The sequence below is a fragment of the Streptomyces sp. BV286 genome (assembly GCF_019090165.1).
Taxonomy (GTDB): Bacteria; Actinomycetota; Actinomycetes; order Streptomycetales; family Streptomycetaceae; genus Streptomyces.
In genome coordinates this window covers 78,069-95,104 of record NZ_JAHRIB010000212.1, presented here as the reverse complement: position 1 = coordinate 95,104, position 17,036 = coordinate 78,069, and the positions used below count along the sequence as shown (strand labels likewise).

At 70.0% G+C, this 17,036-nt stretch carries 13 protein-coding genes; 10 read left to right on the top strand and 3 right to left on the bottom strand.

Features of this window, described 5'->3' with window-relative positions:
• Window positions 1-7 precede the first annotated feature (7 nt).
• Window positions 8-1,726: a lytic transglycosylase domain-containing protein gene (locus tag KUF83_RS40990; protein WP_217460210.1), complete on the bottom strand. Its 1,719-nt coding sequence runs from the start codon at window positions 1,724-1,726 to the stop codon at window positions 8-10.
• A 303-nt stretch (window positions 1,727-2,029) separates the two neighbouring features.
• On the opposite strand from KUF83_RS40990, the gene KUF83_RS40985 reads away from it, so the two are divergent.
• Complete coding sequence (locus KUF83_RS40985) at window positions 2,030-2,884, top strand: DUF4184 family protein (protein ID WP_217460209.1); 855 nt, start codon at window positions 2,030-2,032, stop codon at window positions 2,882-2,884.
• Here the strand turns inward: KUF83_RS40985 and KUF83_RS40980 are convergent.
• Together KUF83_RS40980 and polA are read right to left on the bottom strand one after the other, a co-directional pair.
• Window positions 2,805-3,902 carry a serine hydrolase gene (locus KUF83_RS40980; protein WP_217460208.1) on the bottom strand — a complete coding sequence of 366 codons (1,098 nt, stop codon included), beginning with the start codon at window positions 3,900-3,902 and terminating at the stop codon, window positions 2,805-2,807. The genes KUF83_RS40985 and KUF83_RS40980 overlap by 80 nt on opposite strands.
• A gap of 215 nt (window positions 3,903-4,117) precedes the next feature.
• Window positions 4,118-6,844 carry a DNA polymerase I gene (gene polA, locus KUF83_RS40975; RefSeq protein ID WP_217460207.1) on the bottom strand — a complete coding sequence of 909 codons (2,727 nt, stop codon included), beginning with the start codon at window positions 6,842-6,844 and terminating at the stop codon, window positions 4,118-4,120.
• Window positions 6,845-7,035: 191 nt separating this feature from the next.
• On the opposite strand from polA, the gene KUF83_RS40970 reads away from it, so the two are divergent.
• The 9 genes from KUF83_RS40970 to KUF83_RS40930 all read left to right on the top strand — a co-directional run bounded on the left by KUF83_RS40970 (window position 7,036) and on the right by KUF83_RS40930 (window position 16,997).
• Window positions 7,036-9,315: an FdhF/YdeP family oxidoreductase gene (locus KUF83_RS40970; RefSeq protein ID WP_217460347.1), complete on the top strand. Its 2,280-nt coding sequence runs from the start codon at window positions 7,036-7,038 to the stop codon at window positions 9,313-9,315.
• A gap of 45 nt (window positions 9,316-9,360) precedes the next feature.
• Window positions 9,361-9,849 carry a PaaI family thioesterase gene (locus KUF83_RS40965; protein WP_217460206.1) on the top strand — a complete coding sequence of 163 codons (489 nt, stop codon included), beginning with the start codon at window positions 9,361-9,363 and terminating at the stop codon, window positions 9,847-9,849.
• Between the two features lie 79 nt (window positions 9,850-9,928).
• Window positions 9,929-10,363 carry a hypothetical protein gene (locus KUF83_RS40960; protein ID WP_254645119.1) on the top strand — a complete coding sequence of 145 codons (435 nt, stop codon included), beginning with the start codon at window positions 9,929-9,931 and terminating at the stop codon, window positions 10,361-10,363.
• On the top strand, window positions 10,360-10,971 hold the full coding sequence (locus KUF83_RS40955) for a Tat pathway signal sequence domain protein (protein WP_217460345.1): 612 nt from the start codon (window positions 10,360-10,362) through the stop codon (window positions 10,969-10,971). The genes KUF83_RS40960 and KUF83_RS40955 overlap by 4 nt, the downstream gene beginning before the upstream one ends.
• 301 nt (window positions 10,972-11,272) lie before the next feature.
• A complete protein-coding gene (locus KUF83_RS40950) occupies window positions 11,273-12,505 on the top strand; it encodes a branched-chain amino acid ABC transporter substrate-binding protein (RefSeq protein ID WP_217460205.1) in 1,233 nt (410 codons plus the stop codon).
• 109 nt (window positions 12,506-12,614) lie between these two features.
• Window positions 12,615-13,547, top strand: a complete 933-nt coding sequence (locus KUF83_RS40945; protein WP_217460204.1) for a branched-chain amino acid ABC transporter permease — start codon at window positions 12,615-12,617, stop codon at window positions 13,545-13,547.
• Window positions 13,548-13,552: 5 nt separating this feature from the next.
• On the top strand, window positions 13,553-15,379 hold the full coding sequence (locus KUF83_RS40940) for a branched-chain amino acid ABC transporter permease (RefSeq protein ID WP_217460203.1): 1,827 nt from the start codon (window positions 13,553-13,555) through the stop codon (window positions 15,377-15,379).
• A 5-nt stretch (window positions 15,380-15,384) separates the two neighbouring features.
• On the top strand, window positions 15,385-16,284 hold the full coding sequence (locus tag KUF83_RS40935) for an ABC transporter ATP-binding protein (protein WP_217460202.1): 900 nt from the start codon (window positions 15,385-15,387) through the stop codon (window positions 16,282-16,284).
• A complete protein-coding gene (locus KUF83_RS40930) occupies window positions 16,281-16,997 on the top strand; it encodes an ABC transporter ATP-binding protein (RefSeq protein WP_217460201.1) in 717 nt (238 codons plus the stop codon). The genes KUF83_RS40935 and KUF83_RS40930 overlap by 4 nt, the downstream gene beginning before the upstream one ends.
• Window positions 16,998-17,036 lie beyond the last annotated feature (39 nt).

Genomic DNA, 17,036 nt, shown 5'->3' with positions numbered 1-17,036 from the left:
CACGGGTCTAGGAGGCGGCCGCCGCCACCTTCAGTTCGACGGTCAGCGTCGCGCCGCCGGTCGTGGTGATCCGCAGCAGGTACGTGCCGGCCGTGTCGTCCGCGAACAGCTTCGGCAGCTTCAGCAGGCCGTTCTCGCCCGTCTCGAGGCCGGCGAGGGTGCGTAGCGTCTTGCCGGCCGCGTCCTTGAAGTACGGGCCCTTGTCGTTCTCGGTCGCGTCGCCTGCCGCCTTGATGAGCGAGGCGGTCGCGGCGACACCGTCCGCGGCGGCCCCCTTGTAGGTGGCCTTCACCTCGACCTGGTCCGCGAACTCTCCGCCCGGGACGCAGGTCAGCGCGGTGTCGGTGGTGCGGGCGAGGCCGTCGGCCTGGCGGGCGGTGACCGTCGCCGCGTAGTCGAGGCCTGCGACGGAGCGGCCGACGACGGTGGCGCGGACCGTGAATCCGCCGGTCTTCTCGCCGGCCTGGAGGACGGGCGCGGTCGCCACGCCGGAGCCGTCGGTGACGGCGGTCGCGACGCTCTCACCGCCGGTGAAGACCGCGTCGGTGTCGCCGACGATCGTGAACCGGACGCGGACCTTCGCGACGGCCTTGCCGGCCTTGGTCTCGGTCCGGGCGGCGGCCCTCTCGGCGAAGGCGTCGCCCGCGGTCGCGGTGAGCTTGCCCGTACCCGCGTTCTCCAGGTGGTCCACCGTGTCGGTGGGTGTGGGGGTGCTCGGCGGCGTCGACGGCGTGCCGGGAGGCGTGTTCGGCGTGCTGGGCGGCTTCGGGCTCGGGCTCGTGGAGCCGCCCGAGCCCGGTTCCTGGCTGGTGGGCGGCTTCGTGCCCGGAGGGGTCGGCGTCGGGGTGGTGCCGCCCCCGCCGCCGGTGTTCCCCGTGTTGCCGCTGTTGCCGGTGTTGCCGTCGCTGCGGCCGGAGGGCAGCGTGCCCGTGCCGTCCGGAACCTCGTGGGTGCCCTTGCGGTAGTACTCCAGCCACGACAGGACCGTGTTCAGGTACTCCGTCGAGTTGTTGTAGCTGAGGATCGCGCGCCTGAGATCGGCGCGGTCGGACAGGTCCCAGCCGAACCGGCACAGGTAGTGGCCGGCGGCGAGGGCCGCGTCGTAGACGTTGTTGGGGTCCTTCTTGCCGTCGTCGTTGCCGTCGCGGGCCGCCCACGCCCAGGTGGACGGGATGAACTGCATGGGCCCGACGGCACTGTCGTAGCTGCTGTCGCCGTCGTACGCGCCGTTGTCGGTGTCCCTGATGAGCGCGAAGCCGTTGCCGTCGAGCTGCGGGCCGAGGATCGGGCTGATCGTGGTGCCGTTCGCGTCGACCTTGCCGCCGCGGGCCTGTCCGGACTCGACCTTGCCGATGGCCGCGAGAAGCTGCCAGGGGAGGTTGCACCCCGGCTTGGAGTCGCCCAGCGCCGCCTCGGCCTTCTTGTAGGCGTCGAGGACGGTCGCGGGTATGCCCGCCTCGGCGTCACCCGTGGCGGCGGGCGTGCCGGTGCCCGCGCTGGGGGTCGCCGTCGGGCTGTTGAGCGGCGGGAGGTCCGTGTAATAGGGCGAGTTGCCGGTCGCGCTGTCGTCGGCGAGCACATCGGGCGAGGAGCCGGTGTTCTGTCTGCCCTGCGACGTGTCCGTCACGCCCGGGGCCTGGGACGCGGACAGGGCCGCCACCGCGACCGCGGCCACGGCCGTGGTCGCGGCCCCCTTGACGACCCGCCTGCCGAATTGCGCCGCCATTGCGTGAACCCCTCCCGATGGACGATCGCCCGTGTTCCGCGCGTTCTCCTGCTGTCCGCTGTTGCGGGCCGCACTCCCCAGTACGGCAACCCAGGTGACCCTACGACAACTTCCGCCGCGCAGACACCTGTTCGTGCCCGATTTTCACCGGTTGGCCACATCCCGTTCGTCCTGCCCCGGCGACACCGGACCATGCGCGTCCGCCGGGAACCGTTCACGCAATACTGGGCGTCACCGATCAAGGGACGGCCAGGACCGTCAGAACCGTCGGATTCCGGTCAACGTCGTTCTCGGGGAGCCCAGTTGCCGTTCACTCTCAGCCACGTCGCGGCGGTCCTGCCTGCCGTGCGTGCCGACGGGTCCGGACGCGGCCGACTGGTCCCGGCCGTACTCGTCGCCGGTTCACTGGCGCCCGACATGACCTATTACGTGGCGAGTGTGCTGCCGGAGGCGATGGAGTTCGGCGACTTCACGCACTCGTTCACCGGGGTGTTCACGGTCGACGTCCTGGTCGCCTGGGCGCTCGTGGGTGCCTGGCTGGTGCTGCGCGAGCCGCTGGTGGCTCTGCTGCCGCGGGGCAGGCAGGGGCGTATCGGGGCCCTCCTGCGCTGCGGTGCGCCGCGCGCCCGCCCACGCGCGTCGCTCGCCCTGTGGTGGTACGTGTCCGCGGTGTCCGGCGCGCTGACCCATGTCGTGTGGGACGCGTTCACGCACCTCGACCGGTGGGGCATGCGGGTGTTTCCCGTGCTGGGGCGGGAGATCGCGGGCTCGCCCCTGTACTGGTACCTGCAGTACGGCGGTTCGGCGGTCGCCGCCGTGGTGATCGCCGCGTTCGTCGTGGTGGCCGTGCGGCGGCAGCACGACGCGGAGCCGGTGGGCGTGCCCGTGCTGTCGGTGCGCGACCGCTGGCTGGCGGCGGCGCTGATCGGCGGCTGCGCGGTGGCGGCGGCCGCGCAGCGGGCGATGCGGTGGTGGGACTACTGGGGTTCGCGTGCGAAGCCGTGGGAGCTGATCCCCACCCTGTGCTTCGGGGCAGGGGCCGGGCTGGCCGTCGGTCTGGCGGTGTACGGCGTGGCGGTCAGGGTGTGGCGTCCGGCTCCGGTGCGTCCCAGCCCGGCAGCGGATCGTACGGAGCGGAGCCGTCCGGTTCCTCGCTGATCGCCGCCGGCGGGGTGAGGTCGCGGCCGAGGACGCGGCCCTGGCCCAGCCCTCTGTGCACGGCCTGCGCTATGCGCTCGATGGTGCGGACGCCGTACGCCTTCGTGGGGTTGTCGTGGGACAGGACGACGATCCGGTACGCGCGGCCCTCGCCGGTGAACGCGCCGACGCTGTGGACGCGCCAGCCGTGGGTGGAGCGGGGCAGCCAGCCGTTCTTGACGTGGGCCTTCAGCCCGGGCGGCATTCCGGCGGGAACTCCCCAGCGCTGGTCGGAGCGGACCTCGGAGAGCAGTTTGAGGCCGTACGCGCGGGTGCGGAGGAAGGAGCGGGTGTTGGTCAGGACGTCCAGCAGGCGCATCTGGTCGTCGGCCGTGGTGCGGGTGAGGCCCCAGTAGCCGCCGGGTCCGAGGACGGTGGCGCGGGTACGGACGCGGGCGAGGAAGCCGTTCAGGTAGGTGTGCCCCAGGGCGGTCCACAGCCGCCAGGCGGCGTCGTTGTCGGAGCTGACGATCATGGGGCGGACGTTCGTCGTCTCCCAGCCGGTGAGCTTGCGGCCCCGTTCCTCGGCCCGCCTCAGCAGCCCTTCCATGATCAGTACCTTGGCGACGCTCGCGGAGTCGTACTGCCGTCGGCTCGCCAGTTCGCAGGTCAGGCCCAGGTCGTCGTGCACGGCCACGGAGACCGTGCCGTCCCGGGACGACAGCGCTGCCCGGATGTCGTGCGACAGGCGGGCGGCGAGGCCGGGCGCGTGAGGGGCGTGGCAGGTGACGGAGTCGGTGGGGTCGTCGGAGTGGGCGCGATGGCCGGGGGTGCCGGTCTGCCGGTACTCGCCGGGGGTGTCCGCCGGGAGGCGTCTGGTCGCTGCTCCGGTGGGGATTCTGGGACTGGCGGCAGCGGCCGAGACGGCGGGGACCGGTGCGATGAGCACCGAGGCAAGGGCTGCGACGAGCGCGGTGCGGCAGTGTCGTACGGACGGTACGTACCGCGTGCGCCGCGTGTTCCGTATGTGAGGACGCATGCCCGCATCCTTGCGGCGGGCATCGCCGGGGGCTCCCCGTCGGCGTCCACGCGGGTGACGGGCCTCTCCCGGGGGTGGGGGAAAGGGGGCGGGCGGAGGCTTGCGGGTAGTGCCGGGTGCGGGTCGTGGGGGCCGATCGCACAGTTCCCCGCGCCCCCGTGGAAGGGCGCGGGGAACTGCCCGGCCGCAGCCGAGGTCCCTCTCCTGCGGCGGAGCTAGTGCGCCGCCGACTCCCAATCCGCGCCGGAGCCGACCGAGACGTCCAGGGGCGCCCGGAGCCGCACCGCTCCGGCCATCTCCCGGCGGACCAGTTCCTCGGCCTTCGCCCGCTCGCCCGGCGCGATCTCCAGGACGATTTCGTCATGGACCTGGAGGAGCATGCGGGACTTGAGGTCCGCTTCGCGCAGGGCGCGGTCCACGTTCAGCATGGCGATCTTGACGATGTCCGCCGCCGTGCCCTGGATCGGCGCGTTGAGAGCCATGCGCTCGGCCGCCTCGCGGCGCTGACGGTTGTCGCTGTTGAGGTCGGGGAGGTAGCGGCGGCGCCCGAAGAGCGTCGCCGTGTAGCCGGTCGCCCGCGCCTCGTCGACCGCGCGGCGGAGATAGTCCCGAACTCCTCCGAAACGCTCGAAGTAGGTGTCCATCAGGACCCGCGCCTCGCCCGCGTCGATGTTCAGCTGCTGGGACAGACCAAAGGCCGACAGGCCGTAGGCCAGCCCGTACGACATGGCCTTGATCTTGCGGCGCATCTCCGCGTCGACGGCCGTCCCCTCGACGGAGAACACCTGGGAGGCGACGGTGGTGTGCAGGTCCTCGCCGGAACTGAACGCCTCCAGGAGACCCTCGTCCTCGGAGAGGTGGGCCATCACGCGCAGCTCGATCTGGCTGTAGTCGGCGGTCATGAGGGACTCGAAGCCCTCACCGACCACGAAGCCGCGGCGGATCGCGCGGCCCTCCTCGGTGCGGACCGGGATGTTCTGCAGGTTCGGGTCCTGCGAGGAGAGGCGGCCCGTCGCGGCCACCGTCTGGTGGAAGGTGGTGTGGATGCGGCCGTCCGCGGCGATCGTCTTGATCAGGCCCTCGACGGTCACCCGCAGCTTCGCCTGCTCACGGTGACGGAGCATGACGACGGGCAGTTCGTTGTCGGTCTGGGTGGCCAGCCAGGCGAGCGCGTCGGCGTCCGTCGTGTACCCGGTCTTCGTCTTCTTCGTCTTGGGCAGGCCCAGCTCGCCGAAGAGGACTTCCTGGAGCTGCTTGGGCGAGCCGAGGTTGAACTCGTGCCCGGCCGCCGCGTGCGCCTCCTTCACGGCCTGCTGCACGGCGCCCGCGAACAACTGCTCCATCGCTTCCAGGTGGGCCCTGTCCGCCGCGATGCCGTGCCGCTCCAGGCGGGCGAGCAGTGTCGAGGTGGGCAGCTCCATGTCCTGGAGGAGGTCGGCCGCGCCGACCTCCTTGAGCCGCTCCGCGAAGGCCTCGCCCAGGTCGAGGACGGCCCGGGCCTGGACCATGAGCGCGTCGGCCTCGGCCGCGTCGTCCGCGCCGAAGGCGAGCTGTCCGTCGGCCGCCGCGGCGGGCGCCAGCTCCCGGCCGAGGTACTCCAGCGACAGTGCGTCCAGGTCGAAGGAGCGGCGGCCCGGCTTGACGAGATAGGCGGCCAGGGCGGTGTCCATGGAGATGCCCTCGACGCTCCAGCCGTGCTCGGCGAACACCCGCATGACGCCCTTGGCGTTGTGCAGCACCTTGGGACTGGCGGGGTCGGCGAGCCACCGCGCGAACGCGTTCTCGTCGGTCTCGTCGAGCTGCGCCGGGTCGAACCACGCGGCGGCGCCGCCGGCCGCGGCGAGGGCGACCTCGGCGACCGATCCCGTACCGAGCGCCCAGGTGTCGACCGTGGCGACACCGAGGACCGCCGTGCCGTGCTCGGCGAGCCAGGGCTGCAGCTCGCCCGCGCCGATGACCGTGCCGTCCACGGCCACGCCCGGGGCGGCCGGCGGGCCGGCGTCGGCCTCCTCCGCCCCGGGGTCGACGGCCAGCAGCCGCTCGCGCAGCGACGGGTTACGGATCTCCAGCGTGTCCAGGACCATCGCGAGCGCCGTGCGGTCGTACGGGGCGCGCTCCAGGTCGGCGACCGTCTTCGGCAGCTCGACGTCACAGACCATCGCCGTCAGGCGGCGGTTGAGCTTGACGGACTCCAGGTGGTCGCGGAGGTTCTGCCCGGCCTTGCCCTTGACCTCGTCGGCACGCTCGACCAGCTCCGCGAACGACCCGAACTGGTTGATCCACTTCGCGGCGGTCTTCTCGCCGACGCCGGGAATGCCCGGCAGGTTGTCGGACGGGTCGCCGCGCAGGGCCGCGAAGTCGGGGTACTGGGCGGGGGTGAGGCCGTACTTCTCGAAGACCTTCTCCGGGGTGAACCGCGTCAGCTCGGAGACCCCCTTGGTCGGATAGAGCACGGTCGTGTGCTCGGAGACCAGCTGGAAGGAGTCACGGTCGCCGGTGACGATCAGCACGTCGAAGCCCTCGGCCTCGGCCTGCGTGGCGAGCGTGGCGATGATGTCGTCCGCCTCGAAGCCGTCGACGGCGAACCGGTCGACGTGCATCGTGTCGAGGACCTCGCCGATCAGCTCGACCTGGCCCTTGAACTCGTCCGGCGTCTTCGACCTGTTGGCCTTGTACTCGGCGAACTCCTCGGAACGCCATGTCTTGCGGGACACGTCGAACGCCACCGCGAAGTGCGTGGGCGCCTCGTCGCGCAGCGTGTTGGCGAGCATCGACGCGAAGCCGTAGATCGCGTTCGTCGGCTGGCCCGTCGCCGTCGTGAAGTTCTCCGCGGGCAGCGCGAAGAACGCTCGGTACGCCAGCGAGTGCCCGTCCATGAGCATCAGTCGCGGCCGTCCGCCGCCGGAGGTCTTCTCGGTCTTCTTCGATGCTGAATCTGCCACGCCCCCGATCCTGCCACGCCCCACTGACAGTCGGCCCCGCCCCGCCGCCCGCGGCCACGTGCCCGCGTCACGGTTCGTCCCTGGGCGGGGCGCGCGCACGATCGCTCTCCGGGACGGGCCGCGATCGGTGTCACCCCCACGTGGGAGGATCGGAGACGTACCTCACACGTGTGCTCGAAGAGGAGGCCGAGATGGCCGGCAAGCCGCCCCAGAGTGATCCGGTTCAGGACGCGCCGCAGGTCGCCGGGCCGAAGCACGCCGCGGCCGGGCTGCCCGCCATCGGGCACACCCTGCGCATCGCCCAGCAGCAGATGGGTGTGAAGCGCACGGCGCTGACGCTGCTGCGGGTCAATCAGAAGGACGGCTTCGACTGCCCGGGCTGCGCCTGGCCCGAGCCGGAGCACCGGCACACGGCGGAGTTCTGCGAGAACGGCGCGAAGGCGGTCGCGGAGGAGGCCACCCTGCGCCGCGTGACCCCCGACTTCTTCGCCGCCCACCCGGTCTCCGACCTCGCGACCCGCAGCGGCTACTGGCTGGGCCAGCAGGGCCGTCTCACGCACCCCGTGTATCTGGCCGAGGGCGCCGACCACTACGAGGCCGTGCCGTGGGAGCGCGCCTTCGACATCATCGCGGAGGAGCTCACCGCCCTCGGCTCCCCCGACGAGGCGCTGTTCTACACCTCGGGCCGTACGAGCAACGAGGCGGCGTTCCTCTACCAGCTGTTCGCCCGCGAGTTCGGCACGAACAACCTCCCCGACTGCTCCAACATGTGCCACGAGTCGTCCGGGTCCGCTCTGAACGAGACCATCGGCATCGGCAAGGGCAGCGTCCTCCTGGACGACCTGTACCAGGCCGACCTGATCATCGTGGCCGGGCAGAACCCGGGCACCAACCACCCGCGCATGCTCTCCGCCCTGGAGAAGGCGAAGACCAACGGGGCGAGGATCATCACGGTGAACCCGCTGCCCGAGGCGGGCATGGAGCGGTTCAAGAACCCGCAGACCCCGCAGGGCATGTTCAAGGGCGCCGCGCTCACCGACCTGTTCCTGCAGATCCGCATCGGCGGCGACCAGGCCCTCTTCCGCCTCCTGAACAAGCTGATCCTGGAGACGGAGGGGGCCGTCGACGAGGCCTTCGTCGGCGAACACACCCACGGCTACGAGGAGTTCGCCGAGGCCGCCCGCGCCGCCGACTGGGACGAGACGCTCACCGCGACCGGCCTCACACGCGCGCAGATCGACGAGGCGCTCGGCATGGTCCTCGCCTCGAAGCGCACCATCGTCTGCTGGGCGATGGGCCTCACCCAGCACAAGCACTCCGTGCCGACCATCCGCGAGGTCGTCAACTTCCTCCTGCTGCGCGGCAACATCGGCCGGCCGGGCGCGGGCGTGTGCCCGGTGCGCGGTCACTCGAACGTGCAGGGCGACCGCACGATGGGCATCTTCGAGCGCCCCGCACCCGCCTTCCTGGACGCCTTGGAGAAGGAGTTCGGCTTCGCCCCGCCGCGCGGCCACGGCTACGACGTCGTGCGGGCGATCCGCGCGATGCGTGACGACCAGGCCAAGGTCTTCTTCGCGATGGGCGGCAACTTCGTGTCGGCCTCCCCCGACACCGAGGTCACCGAGGCGGCCATGCGGCGCGCCCGCCTCACCGTGCACGTGTCGACGAAGCTCAACCGCTCGCATGCCGTGACGGGCGCGCGCGCCCTGATCCTGCCGACCCTCGGCCGCACGGAGCGCGATCTCCAGGGCGGCGGCGAGCAGTTCGTGACCGTCGAGGACTCCATGGGCATGGTGCACGCCTCACGCGGCCGTCTGGAGCCCGCGAGCGAGCAGCTGCTGTCCGAACCGGCCATCGTGTGCCGCCTCGCCCGCCGCGTCCTCGGAAACGAGTCCCGCACCCCCTGGGAGGAGTTCGAGAAGGACTACGCGACCGTCCGCGACCGCATCGCGCGCGTCGTCCCCGGCTTCACCGACTTCAACGCGCGCGTGGCCGACCCGAACGGCTTCGCCCTCCCGCACGCCCCGCGCGACGAGCGCCGCTTCCCCACGGCCACCGGAAAGGCCAACTTCACGGCCGCACCCGTCGAGTACCCGAAGCTCCCCGAGGGTCGCCTGCTCCTGCAGACCCTGCGCTCGCACGACCAGTACAACACCACCATCTACGGTCTCGACGACCGCTACCGCGGCATCAAGAACGGCCGCCGGGTCGTCCTGGTGAACCCCGACGACGCCCGCGAGCTGGGCCTCGCCGACGGCTCGTACACCGATCTGGTCAGCGAGTGGAAGGACGGCGTGGAGCGCCGCGCCCCCGGCTTCCGGATCGTGCACTACCCGACAGCCCGCGGCTGCGCGGCCGCGTACTACCCGGAGACGAACGTCCTGGTGCCGCTGGATGCCACCGCCGACACCAGCAACACGCCCGCCAGCAAGTCCGTCGTCGTCCGTCTGGAACAATCAGCCACCAACTGAGCGTTCGCTTAGACGCCAGGATCGACGACGAAGGAGCCGGACCCCATGGGCGAGCAGCAGCACGTCACGTTCCCACAAGAGGTCATCGACGAGTACTCGGCGCTCGGCGTGGACCTGGTCGCCATGTTCTCCGCCGGACACCTCGGGGCACGCATGGGCGTCCAGATCGTCGAGGCCTCCGCGGACCGCGTCGTGGGCACCATGCCGGTCGAGGGCAACACCCAGCCGTACGGGCTCCTGCACGGCGGCGCCTCCGCCGTGCTCGCCGAGACGCTCGGCTCGGTCGGCGCCATGCTGCACGGCGGCAGCTCCAAGATCGCCGTCGGCGTCGACCTGAACTGCACCCACCACCGCGGCGCCCGCTCCGGCCTGGTGACCGGAGTGGCCACCCCGCTGCACCGCGGCCGCTCCACAGCCACGTACGAGATCGTGATCAGCGACGAGGACGGGAAGCGGGTGTGCAGCGCGCGGCTGACGTGCATGCTGCGCGGCGTGAACCCGAGCGACGCGGAGCGAGTCGGCGCGACGGGCTGAACCACCGGCCGGCCGCCGTCCGACAGCCTTTGTACGCAACGGCGTTGATCCCGGGCACCCGGCGGCCTAGCGTCAGAGGATGGGAACAGGCGGGGCCTGCGGGCCGAGGCGGGCGCTCGGGCGGGGTGCGGGGCCGGTGCTCCTCGCCGCCGCCCTGGTCACCGGATGCGGCGAACCGCACACACCGAACGGCGCGAGCGCCGCGCGGCAGAGCACGCCCCCCGGCTCAGGGGCGGCGCCCTCGCCCGCGGCGACCCCGCCCGAGGACCTGTGCGCACGCATCGTCGCCCACTGGTCGCGGGAGGTCCTGGACGACGGCACCTACGGCGACTACCAGTCCATGGGCCTGTCCAACGGCCAGTACGACATCCTGCGGGACGTCGTGGACGCCGCCAGGATCACGAAGGCCCGCGAGGGCCGGAAGGCCGCGGAGCGGCTGATCGACCGCGAGACGCGCACCGGCTGCGAGGCCTGGTACCGCGACGGCGGTCCGGGCGAAGGGCCATGGAGTTGAGCGGTGTGGGGCCGGTCGAACCGGGCGAGGGCACGCGTGCGTGGGACGCCGCCGAGCCACCCCCGCCGCAGGACCTCGGACAGCCGCACGGCCGCCTGGTGGCGCTCTACGCCCGGCACCGCCGCGCCGCGCTCGCCTCCGCGACGGCGGCCGTGCTCGTCGCGGGCGGCGGCTACCTCTACGCGACCCGGCCGCAGGAACCGCCGACCGGCCCGGCCCCGTACCCGTCCCAGGCCGTCGACGTCACCTACCTGGGCAAGGAGGGGACGCCCGCGAACGCGCCGCGCGGCAGCTTCAGTTTCGGGATGAAGGTCACCGCGCTGTCCGGGCCGCCGATCACCGTCGTGCGCATTTCCCAGCCCTACGCCGGTCTCGCCCTGACGTCGGTGCCGAAGCCGCCGTTCCGGGCCAGAACGGGCTTCGGCCACAAGATCGTTTTCACTCTGCATGTCACGGAATGCGCACATACGCCGAGGAATGCCGGACTGCCTTTCCTGGACGTGACTCTGCGTAATACGCGCGCAATAGAAGACCACAGCTTCATTCTGGGCGAGCGCTACGCGCACGACCTCTCGGAGGCCCTTCAAGTAGCCTGCAGCAACGAGTGACTGTCACTAGCAAAATGCTGGAACGCTACTGAAATCACCGCCGCCCGTCCTGCAGGTTCTCACTATGTGGACAGGACGAATCGGCCGGAATTCCGCCCATCCACCCACTGAGTACCGCTCTGCATTACCTCGTGTCATAACAAGAGCGTCACAGCCTGGGTCAGACTCTCCTCCACGTTCCCTTCACCCGCTTAGAGTCACGGCCAGTCACCGCGCCACCGGATTCGAACAATTTTCGGCCCAGCGCTCGACTCGGCCCGTTCCACGAGGAACGGCCGCGCCAGGGAAAGGACTGCTGATCGTGCGTCAACGTTCGCTCATCGCCATCACCGCCGCACTGGCGGCGGGAGCACTCACCCTCACCGCCTGTGGCTCGCGCGACGACGACGGCGGCGGCTCGGACTCCGGCGACGGCGGCACCACTGTCGTCATCGGCGTCGACGCCCCGCTGACCGGCGACCTCTCCGCGCTGGGCCTCGGTATCAAGAACTCCGTGGACCTCGCCGCCAAGACCGCCAACAAGGAAAAGACCGTCGAAGGCATCACCTTCAAGGTCGAGTCCCTCGACGACCAGGCGCAGCCCTCCGCGGGCCAGCAGAACGCCACCAAGTTCGTCGCCAACAAGGACGTCCTCGGTGTCGTCGGCCCGCTGAACTCCTCCGTGGCCGAGTCCATGCAGAAGGTCTTCGACGACGCCAAGCTCGTCCAGGTCTCCCCCGCCAACACGGGACCGACCCTGACCCAGGGCACGGACTGGCAGACCAAGAAGGTCCGCACGTACAAGTCGTACTTCCGCACCGCGACCACGGACGCCATCCAGGGCCCGTTCGCCGCGCAGTACGTCTACAACGACGCCAAGAAGAAGAGCGTCTTCGTCATCGACGACAAGAAGACCTACGGCGCCGGTCTGGCCGCCACCTTCACCGACGAGTTCAAGAAGCTCGGCGGCAAGGTCGTCGGAACCCAGCACATCGACCCCGACTCCAAGGACTTCTCCGCCGTCGCCACCCAGGTGAAGAGCTCCGGCGCCGACGTCGTCTACTACGGCGGCGAGTACCCGCAGGCCGGCCCGCTGAGCAAGCAGATCAAGGCTGCCGGTTCCAAGGTTCCCGTCGTCGGCGGCGACGGCATCTTCGACCCCACCTTCATCGAGCTGGCCGGCAAGAACAGCGCCGGTGACCTCGCCACCTCGGTCGGCGCACCCGTCGAGGACCTCCCCTCCGCCAAGGAGTTCGTGACCAACTACAAGGCAGCGGGCTACAAGGAGGACTTCGCGGCGTACGGCGGTTACTCCTACGACTCCGGCTGGGCGATCATCGAGGCCGTGAAGAAGGTCGTCGAGGACAACGACGGCAAGCTCCCGGACGACGCCCGCGCCAAGATCACCGAAGCCATGCAGAATGTCTCCTTCGACGGCGTGACCGGCAAGGTCTCCTTCGACGAGTTCGGTGACACGACCAACAAGCAGCTCACCGTCTACTCGGTCGAGGGCGGCGCCTGGAAGCCGGTGAAGTCCGGCACCTACTCCGACTGACCCACACCCCGCACCACCGAGCCGCGCGGGGCGCCGCATCACAGGCGCCCCGCGCGGACTCACATCCGGTCACACCCCTCGACTATCCGAACGTCTCGGAGGACATGCGGTGAACGAACTGCCGCAGCAGCTGGTCAACGGCCTGCTACTGGGATCCATGTACGGGCTGGTCGCCATCGGCTACACGATGGTCTATGGCATCGTCCAGCTCATCAACTTCGCCCACGGCGAGATCTTCATGACCGGGGCCTTCGGCGCTCTCACGGTCTACCTGTACATCCTGCCCGACGGCACCACCATGTGGGTCGCCCTGCCACTGATGCTCGTCGGCGCGGTCTTCGTCTCGGTCACCGTCGCCGTGGGCGCGGAACGATTCGCCTACCGCCCCCTGCGCACCGCACCGCGACTCGCCCCGCTCATCACCGCCATCGGCCTCTCCCTCGCCCTCCAGCAGGCGGTGTGGGCCTGGTACCCCGAAGCCGACTCCCCGATCACCTTCCCGGAGATCGACGGAGGCCCCTTCGAAATCGGCAGCGTCACCATCCAGACAGGTGACGTCTTTCTGCTGCTCGCCGCACCCATCAGCATGGCGATCCTCGCCTACTTCGTCATGAAGACCCGCACCGGCCGCGGCATGCAGGCCACCGCGCAGGACCCGGACACCGCCAAACTCATGGGCATCAACACCGACCGCATCATCGTGGTCGCCTTCGCCCTCGGTGCCGCGTTCGCCGCCGTCGGAGGCCTCGCCTACGGCCTCAAATACGGCGAGATCAACTTCCGTATGGGCTTCATCCTCGGCCTCAAGGCCTTCACCGCAGCCGTCCTCGGCGGCATCGGCAACATCTACGGCGCCATGATCGGCGGCCTCGTCCTCGGCCTCGCCGAAACCATGGCCACCGCCTACATCGCCGACGTCCCCGGCATGGAACAGCTCGGCGGCCAGTCCTGGGCCAACGTCTGGGCCTTCGTACTCCTCATCCTCGTGCTCCTCTTCAGGCCACAAGGCCTGCTCGGCGAGCGCGTCGCGGACAGGGCGTGACACCGATGACCACACACACCACCACCCCCCAGACGCTCGCCAAGGACCCCTCCGGCGCCACCTCTGGACTCATCGGCATCCCGCCGCACCTCGGACGCGCCCTCGCCACCGGCGGCGGCATCCTCACCGTCATCTCCGCCTTCCTCGCCTGGACCTGGACCGACGCCTTCCCCGGCGACCTCACCTACTACGGCTACCCCGGCGGCCTCCAGGTCCTCGTCCTCATCGGCGGCGCCCTCACCACCCTGCTCGGCCTCGCCTCCTACGGCATCAAGGGCCTGCGCTGGCTGGCACCGGCAGGCGCCGACAGCGCCATCAAACTCGCCGCGCTCTCCGCCTTCGCCACCGCCTGGTACACGATCATCGCGATCAGCACCCAGCTCGGCGGCCTCGCCAACCTCGAACCCGGCGGCTGGGTCGCGGCCGTCGCCACCCTCGTCGCCCTCCTCGGCGCACTCTCCCTGCCGTTCGAACGACCGGCGCCCGACCCCTTCGACCCCGAAGACACCGCCTGGGAGCAGTTCCGCCACAAGGCACGGCACCAACTCACCATCATCAAGACTGCCTTCGCCTCCGGCACCGCAACCCCGGCCCGCAAACTGCCGGCGTACGCCGAGATCCTCATCATCGGCGCGGCACTCACCCTCGGCCTGATCGTCTTCACCTACGGCATCGGCACCGAGTACGACGAACTCTTCGTCGGCTTCCTCATCACCGCCGGCTTCTGCTTCGCCGCCGCCGCCAAGGCCGGACTCGTCGGCCGGATCTCCGCGCTCACCGCCAAGCACCGCAACGTGACGATGATCGGCGCGTTCGCAGCAGCAGCCGCCTTCCCCTTCACCCAGTCCGACGACCAGTACGCGACCATCGGCGTCTACATCCTGATCTTCGCCACCGTCGCCCTCGGCCTCAACATCGTCGTCGGCCTCGCCGGACTCCTCGACCTCGGCTACGTCGCCTTCCTCGGCGTCGGCGCCTACACAGCGGCCATGGTCTCCGGCTCCCCCTCCTCACCCTTCGACATCCACCTGCCGTTCTGGGCCTCAGCCCTCCTCGGCGCAGCCGTAGCCATGGTCTTCGGCGTCCTCATCGGCGCCCCGACCCTGCGACTGCGCGGCGACTACCTCGCCATCGTCACCCTGGGCTTCGGCGAGATCTTCCGGATCGGCGTCCTCAACATGGACGGCACCTCCGGACCCGACATCACCAACGGCTCCAACGGCATCTCCTCCATCCCGAACCTCAACATCCTCGGATTCGACTTCGGCCAGGAACACACCATCGCCGGAATGACCATCGCGCGATTCGCCAACTACTTCCTGCTGATGCTCCTCATCACCTTCGTCGTCGTCATCGTCTTCCGACGCAGCAGCGACTCCCGCATCGGCCGCGCCTGGGTCGCCATCCGCGAAGACGAGACAGCCGCCCTCGCCATGGGCATCAACGGCTTCCGCGTCAAACTCATCGCCTTCGCACTCGGAGCGGCCCTCGCCGGCCTCGCCGGAACCGTCCAGGCACACGTCACCTACACCGTGACCCCCGAGCAGTACCAGTTCGCCCACGTCGTCCCGCCCAACTCGGCCTTCCTGCTCGCAGCGGTCGTCCTCGGCGGCATGGGCACCATCAGCGGCCCCCTCGTCGGAGCCGCACTGCTCTACCTGATCCCGGCCAAGCTCCAGTTCCTCGGCGACTACCAACTCTTCGCCTTCGGTCTCGCGCTCGTCCTGCTGATGCGCTTCCGTCCGGAAGGCCTCATCCCGAACCGGCGCCGCCAGCTCGAATTCCACGAAGAGGCGGAAGCCCCCACAGTCCTCAGCAAGGCAGGGGCCTGACCACGATGACTACCAACACCACCACCACACAGGCCACCCCGGGCGCGAACGCCCCCGGCGAAACCGTCCTCGACGCACGCGGCGTCACCATGCGCTTCGGCGGCCTCACCGCCGTACGCAACGTCGACCTCACCGTCAACAGCGGCGAGATCGTCGGACTCATCGGCCCCAACGGCGCCGGCAAGACGACCTTCTTCAACTGCCTCACCGGCCTCTACATCCCCACCGAGGGAGAAGTCCGGTACAAGGGCACCGTCCTGCCGTCCCAGTCCTTCAAGGTCACCGCCGCCGGCATCGCCCGCACCTTCCAGAACATCCGTCTCTTCGCCAACATGACGGTCCTGGAAAACGTGCTCGTCGGCCGCCACACCCGCACCAAAGAAGGCCTATGGTCCGCGCTCCTGCGCGGCCCCGGCTTCAAGAAGGCCGAAAAGGCCTCCGAAGAGCGCGCCATGGAACTCCTGGACTTCATCGGCCTCGCCCACAAGCGCGACCACCTCTCCAGGAACCTCCCCTACGGCGAACAGCGCAAGCTCGAAATCGCACGAGCACTCGCCAGCGAACCCGGACTCCTCCTCCTCGACGAGCCCACCGCCGGCATGAACCCGCAAGAGACACGCGCCACCGAAGAACTCGTCTTCGCCATCCGCGACATGGGCATCGCCGTACTCGTCATCGAGCACGACATGCGGTTCATCTTCAACCTCTGCGACCGCGTCGCCGTCCTCGTCCAGGGCGAAAAGCTCGTCGAAGGCGACAGCGCCACCGTCCAGGGCGACGAACGAGTGGTCGCCGCCTACCTCGGCGAACCCTACGAAGACGCACCCGGCCAAGCCGAGGTCGCGGAGGTCGAAGCGGCCGAAGCACAGGCCGACGCCGCGCCCCGCAAGGAGACCGACCGATGACCGCACTGCTCGAAGTCGAGGACCTCCGAGTCGCCTACGGCAAGATCGAAGCCGTCAAGGGCATCTCCTTCAAGGTCGAAGCCGGCGAAGTGGTCACCCTCATCGGCACCAACGGCGCCGGCAAGACCACCACCCTGCGCACCCTCTCCGGCCTCCTCAAGCCCGTCGGCGGCCAGATCAAGTTCCAGGGCAAATCACTCAAGAAGACCCCCGCCCACCAGATCGTCGCCCTGGGGCTCGCCCACTCCCCCGAGGGGCGGCACATCTTCCCCCGCATGACCATCGAGGACAACCTCCGACTCGGCGCCTTCCTCCGCAGCGACAAACCAGGCATCGAGAAGGACATCCAGCGCGCCTACGAGCTCTTCCCCATCCTCGGGGAACGCCGCAAGCAGGCCGCGGGAACCCTCTCCGGCGGCGAACAGCAAATGCTCGCCATGGGCCGCGCCCTCATGTCACAGCCCAAACTGCTCATGCTCGACGAACCCTCCATGGGCCTCTCACCGATCATGATGCAGAAGATCATGGCCACCATCGCCGAACTCAAGGCCTCCGGCACGACGATCCTCCTCGTCGAGCAGAACGCCCAGGCGGCGCTCTCCCTCGCCGACCACGGACACGTCATGGAAGTCGGCAACGTCGTCCTCTCCGGCACCGGCCAGGACCTCCTGCACGACGAATCGGTACGCAAGGCGTACCTCGGCGAGGACTGAGCCGCACACCACGGCACAGACCCCGCACACGGCTGAGGC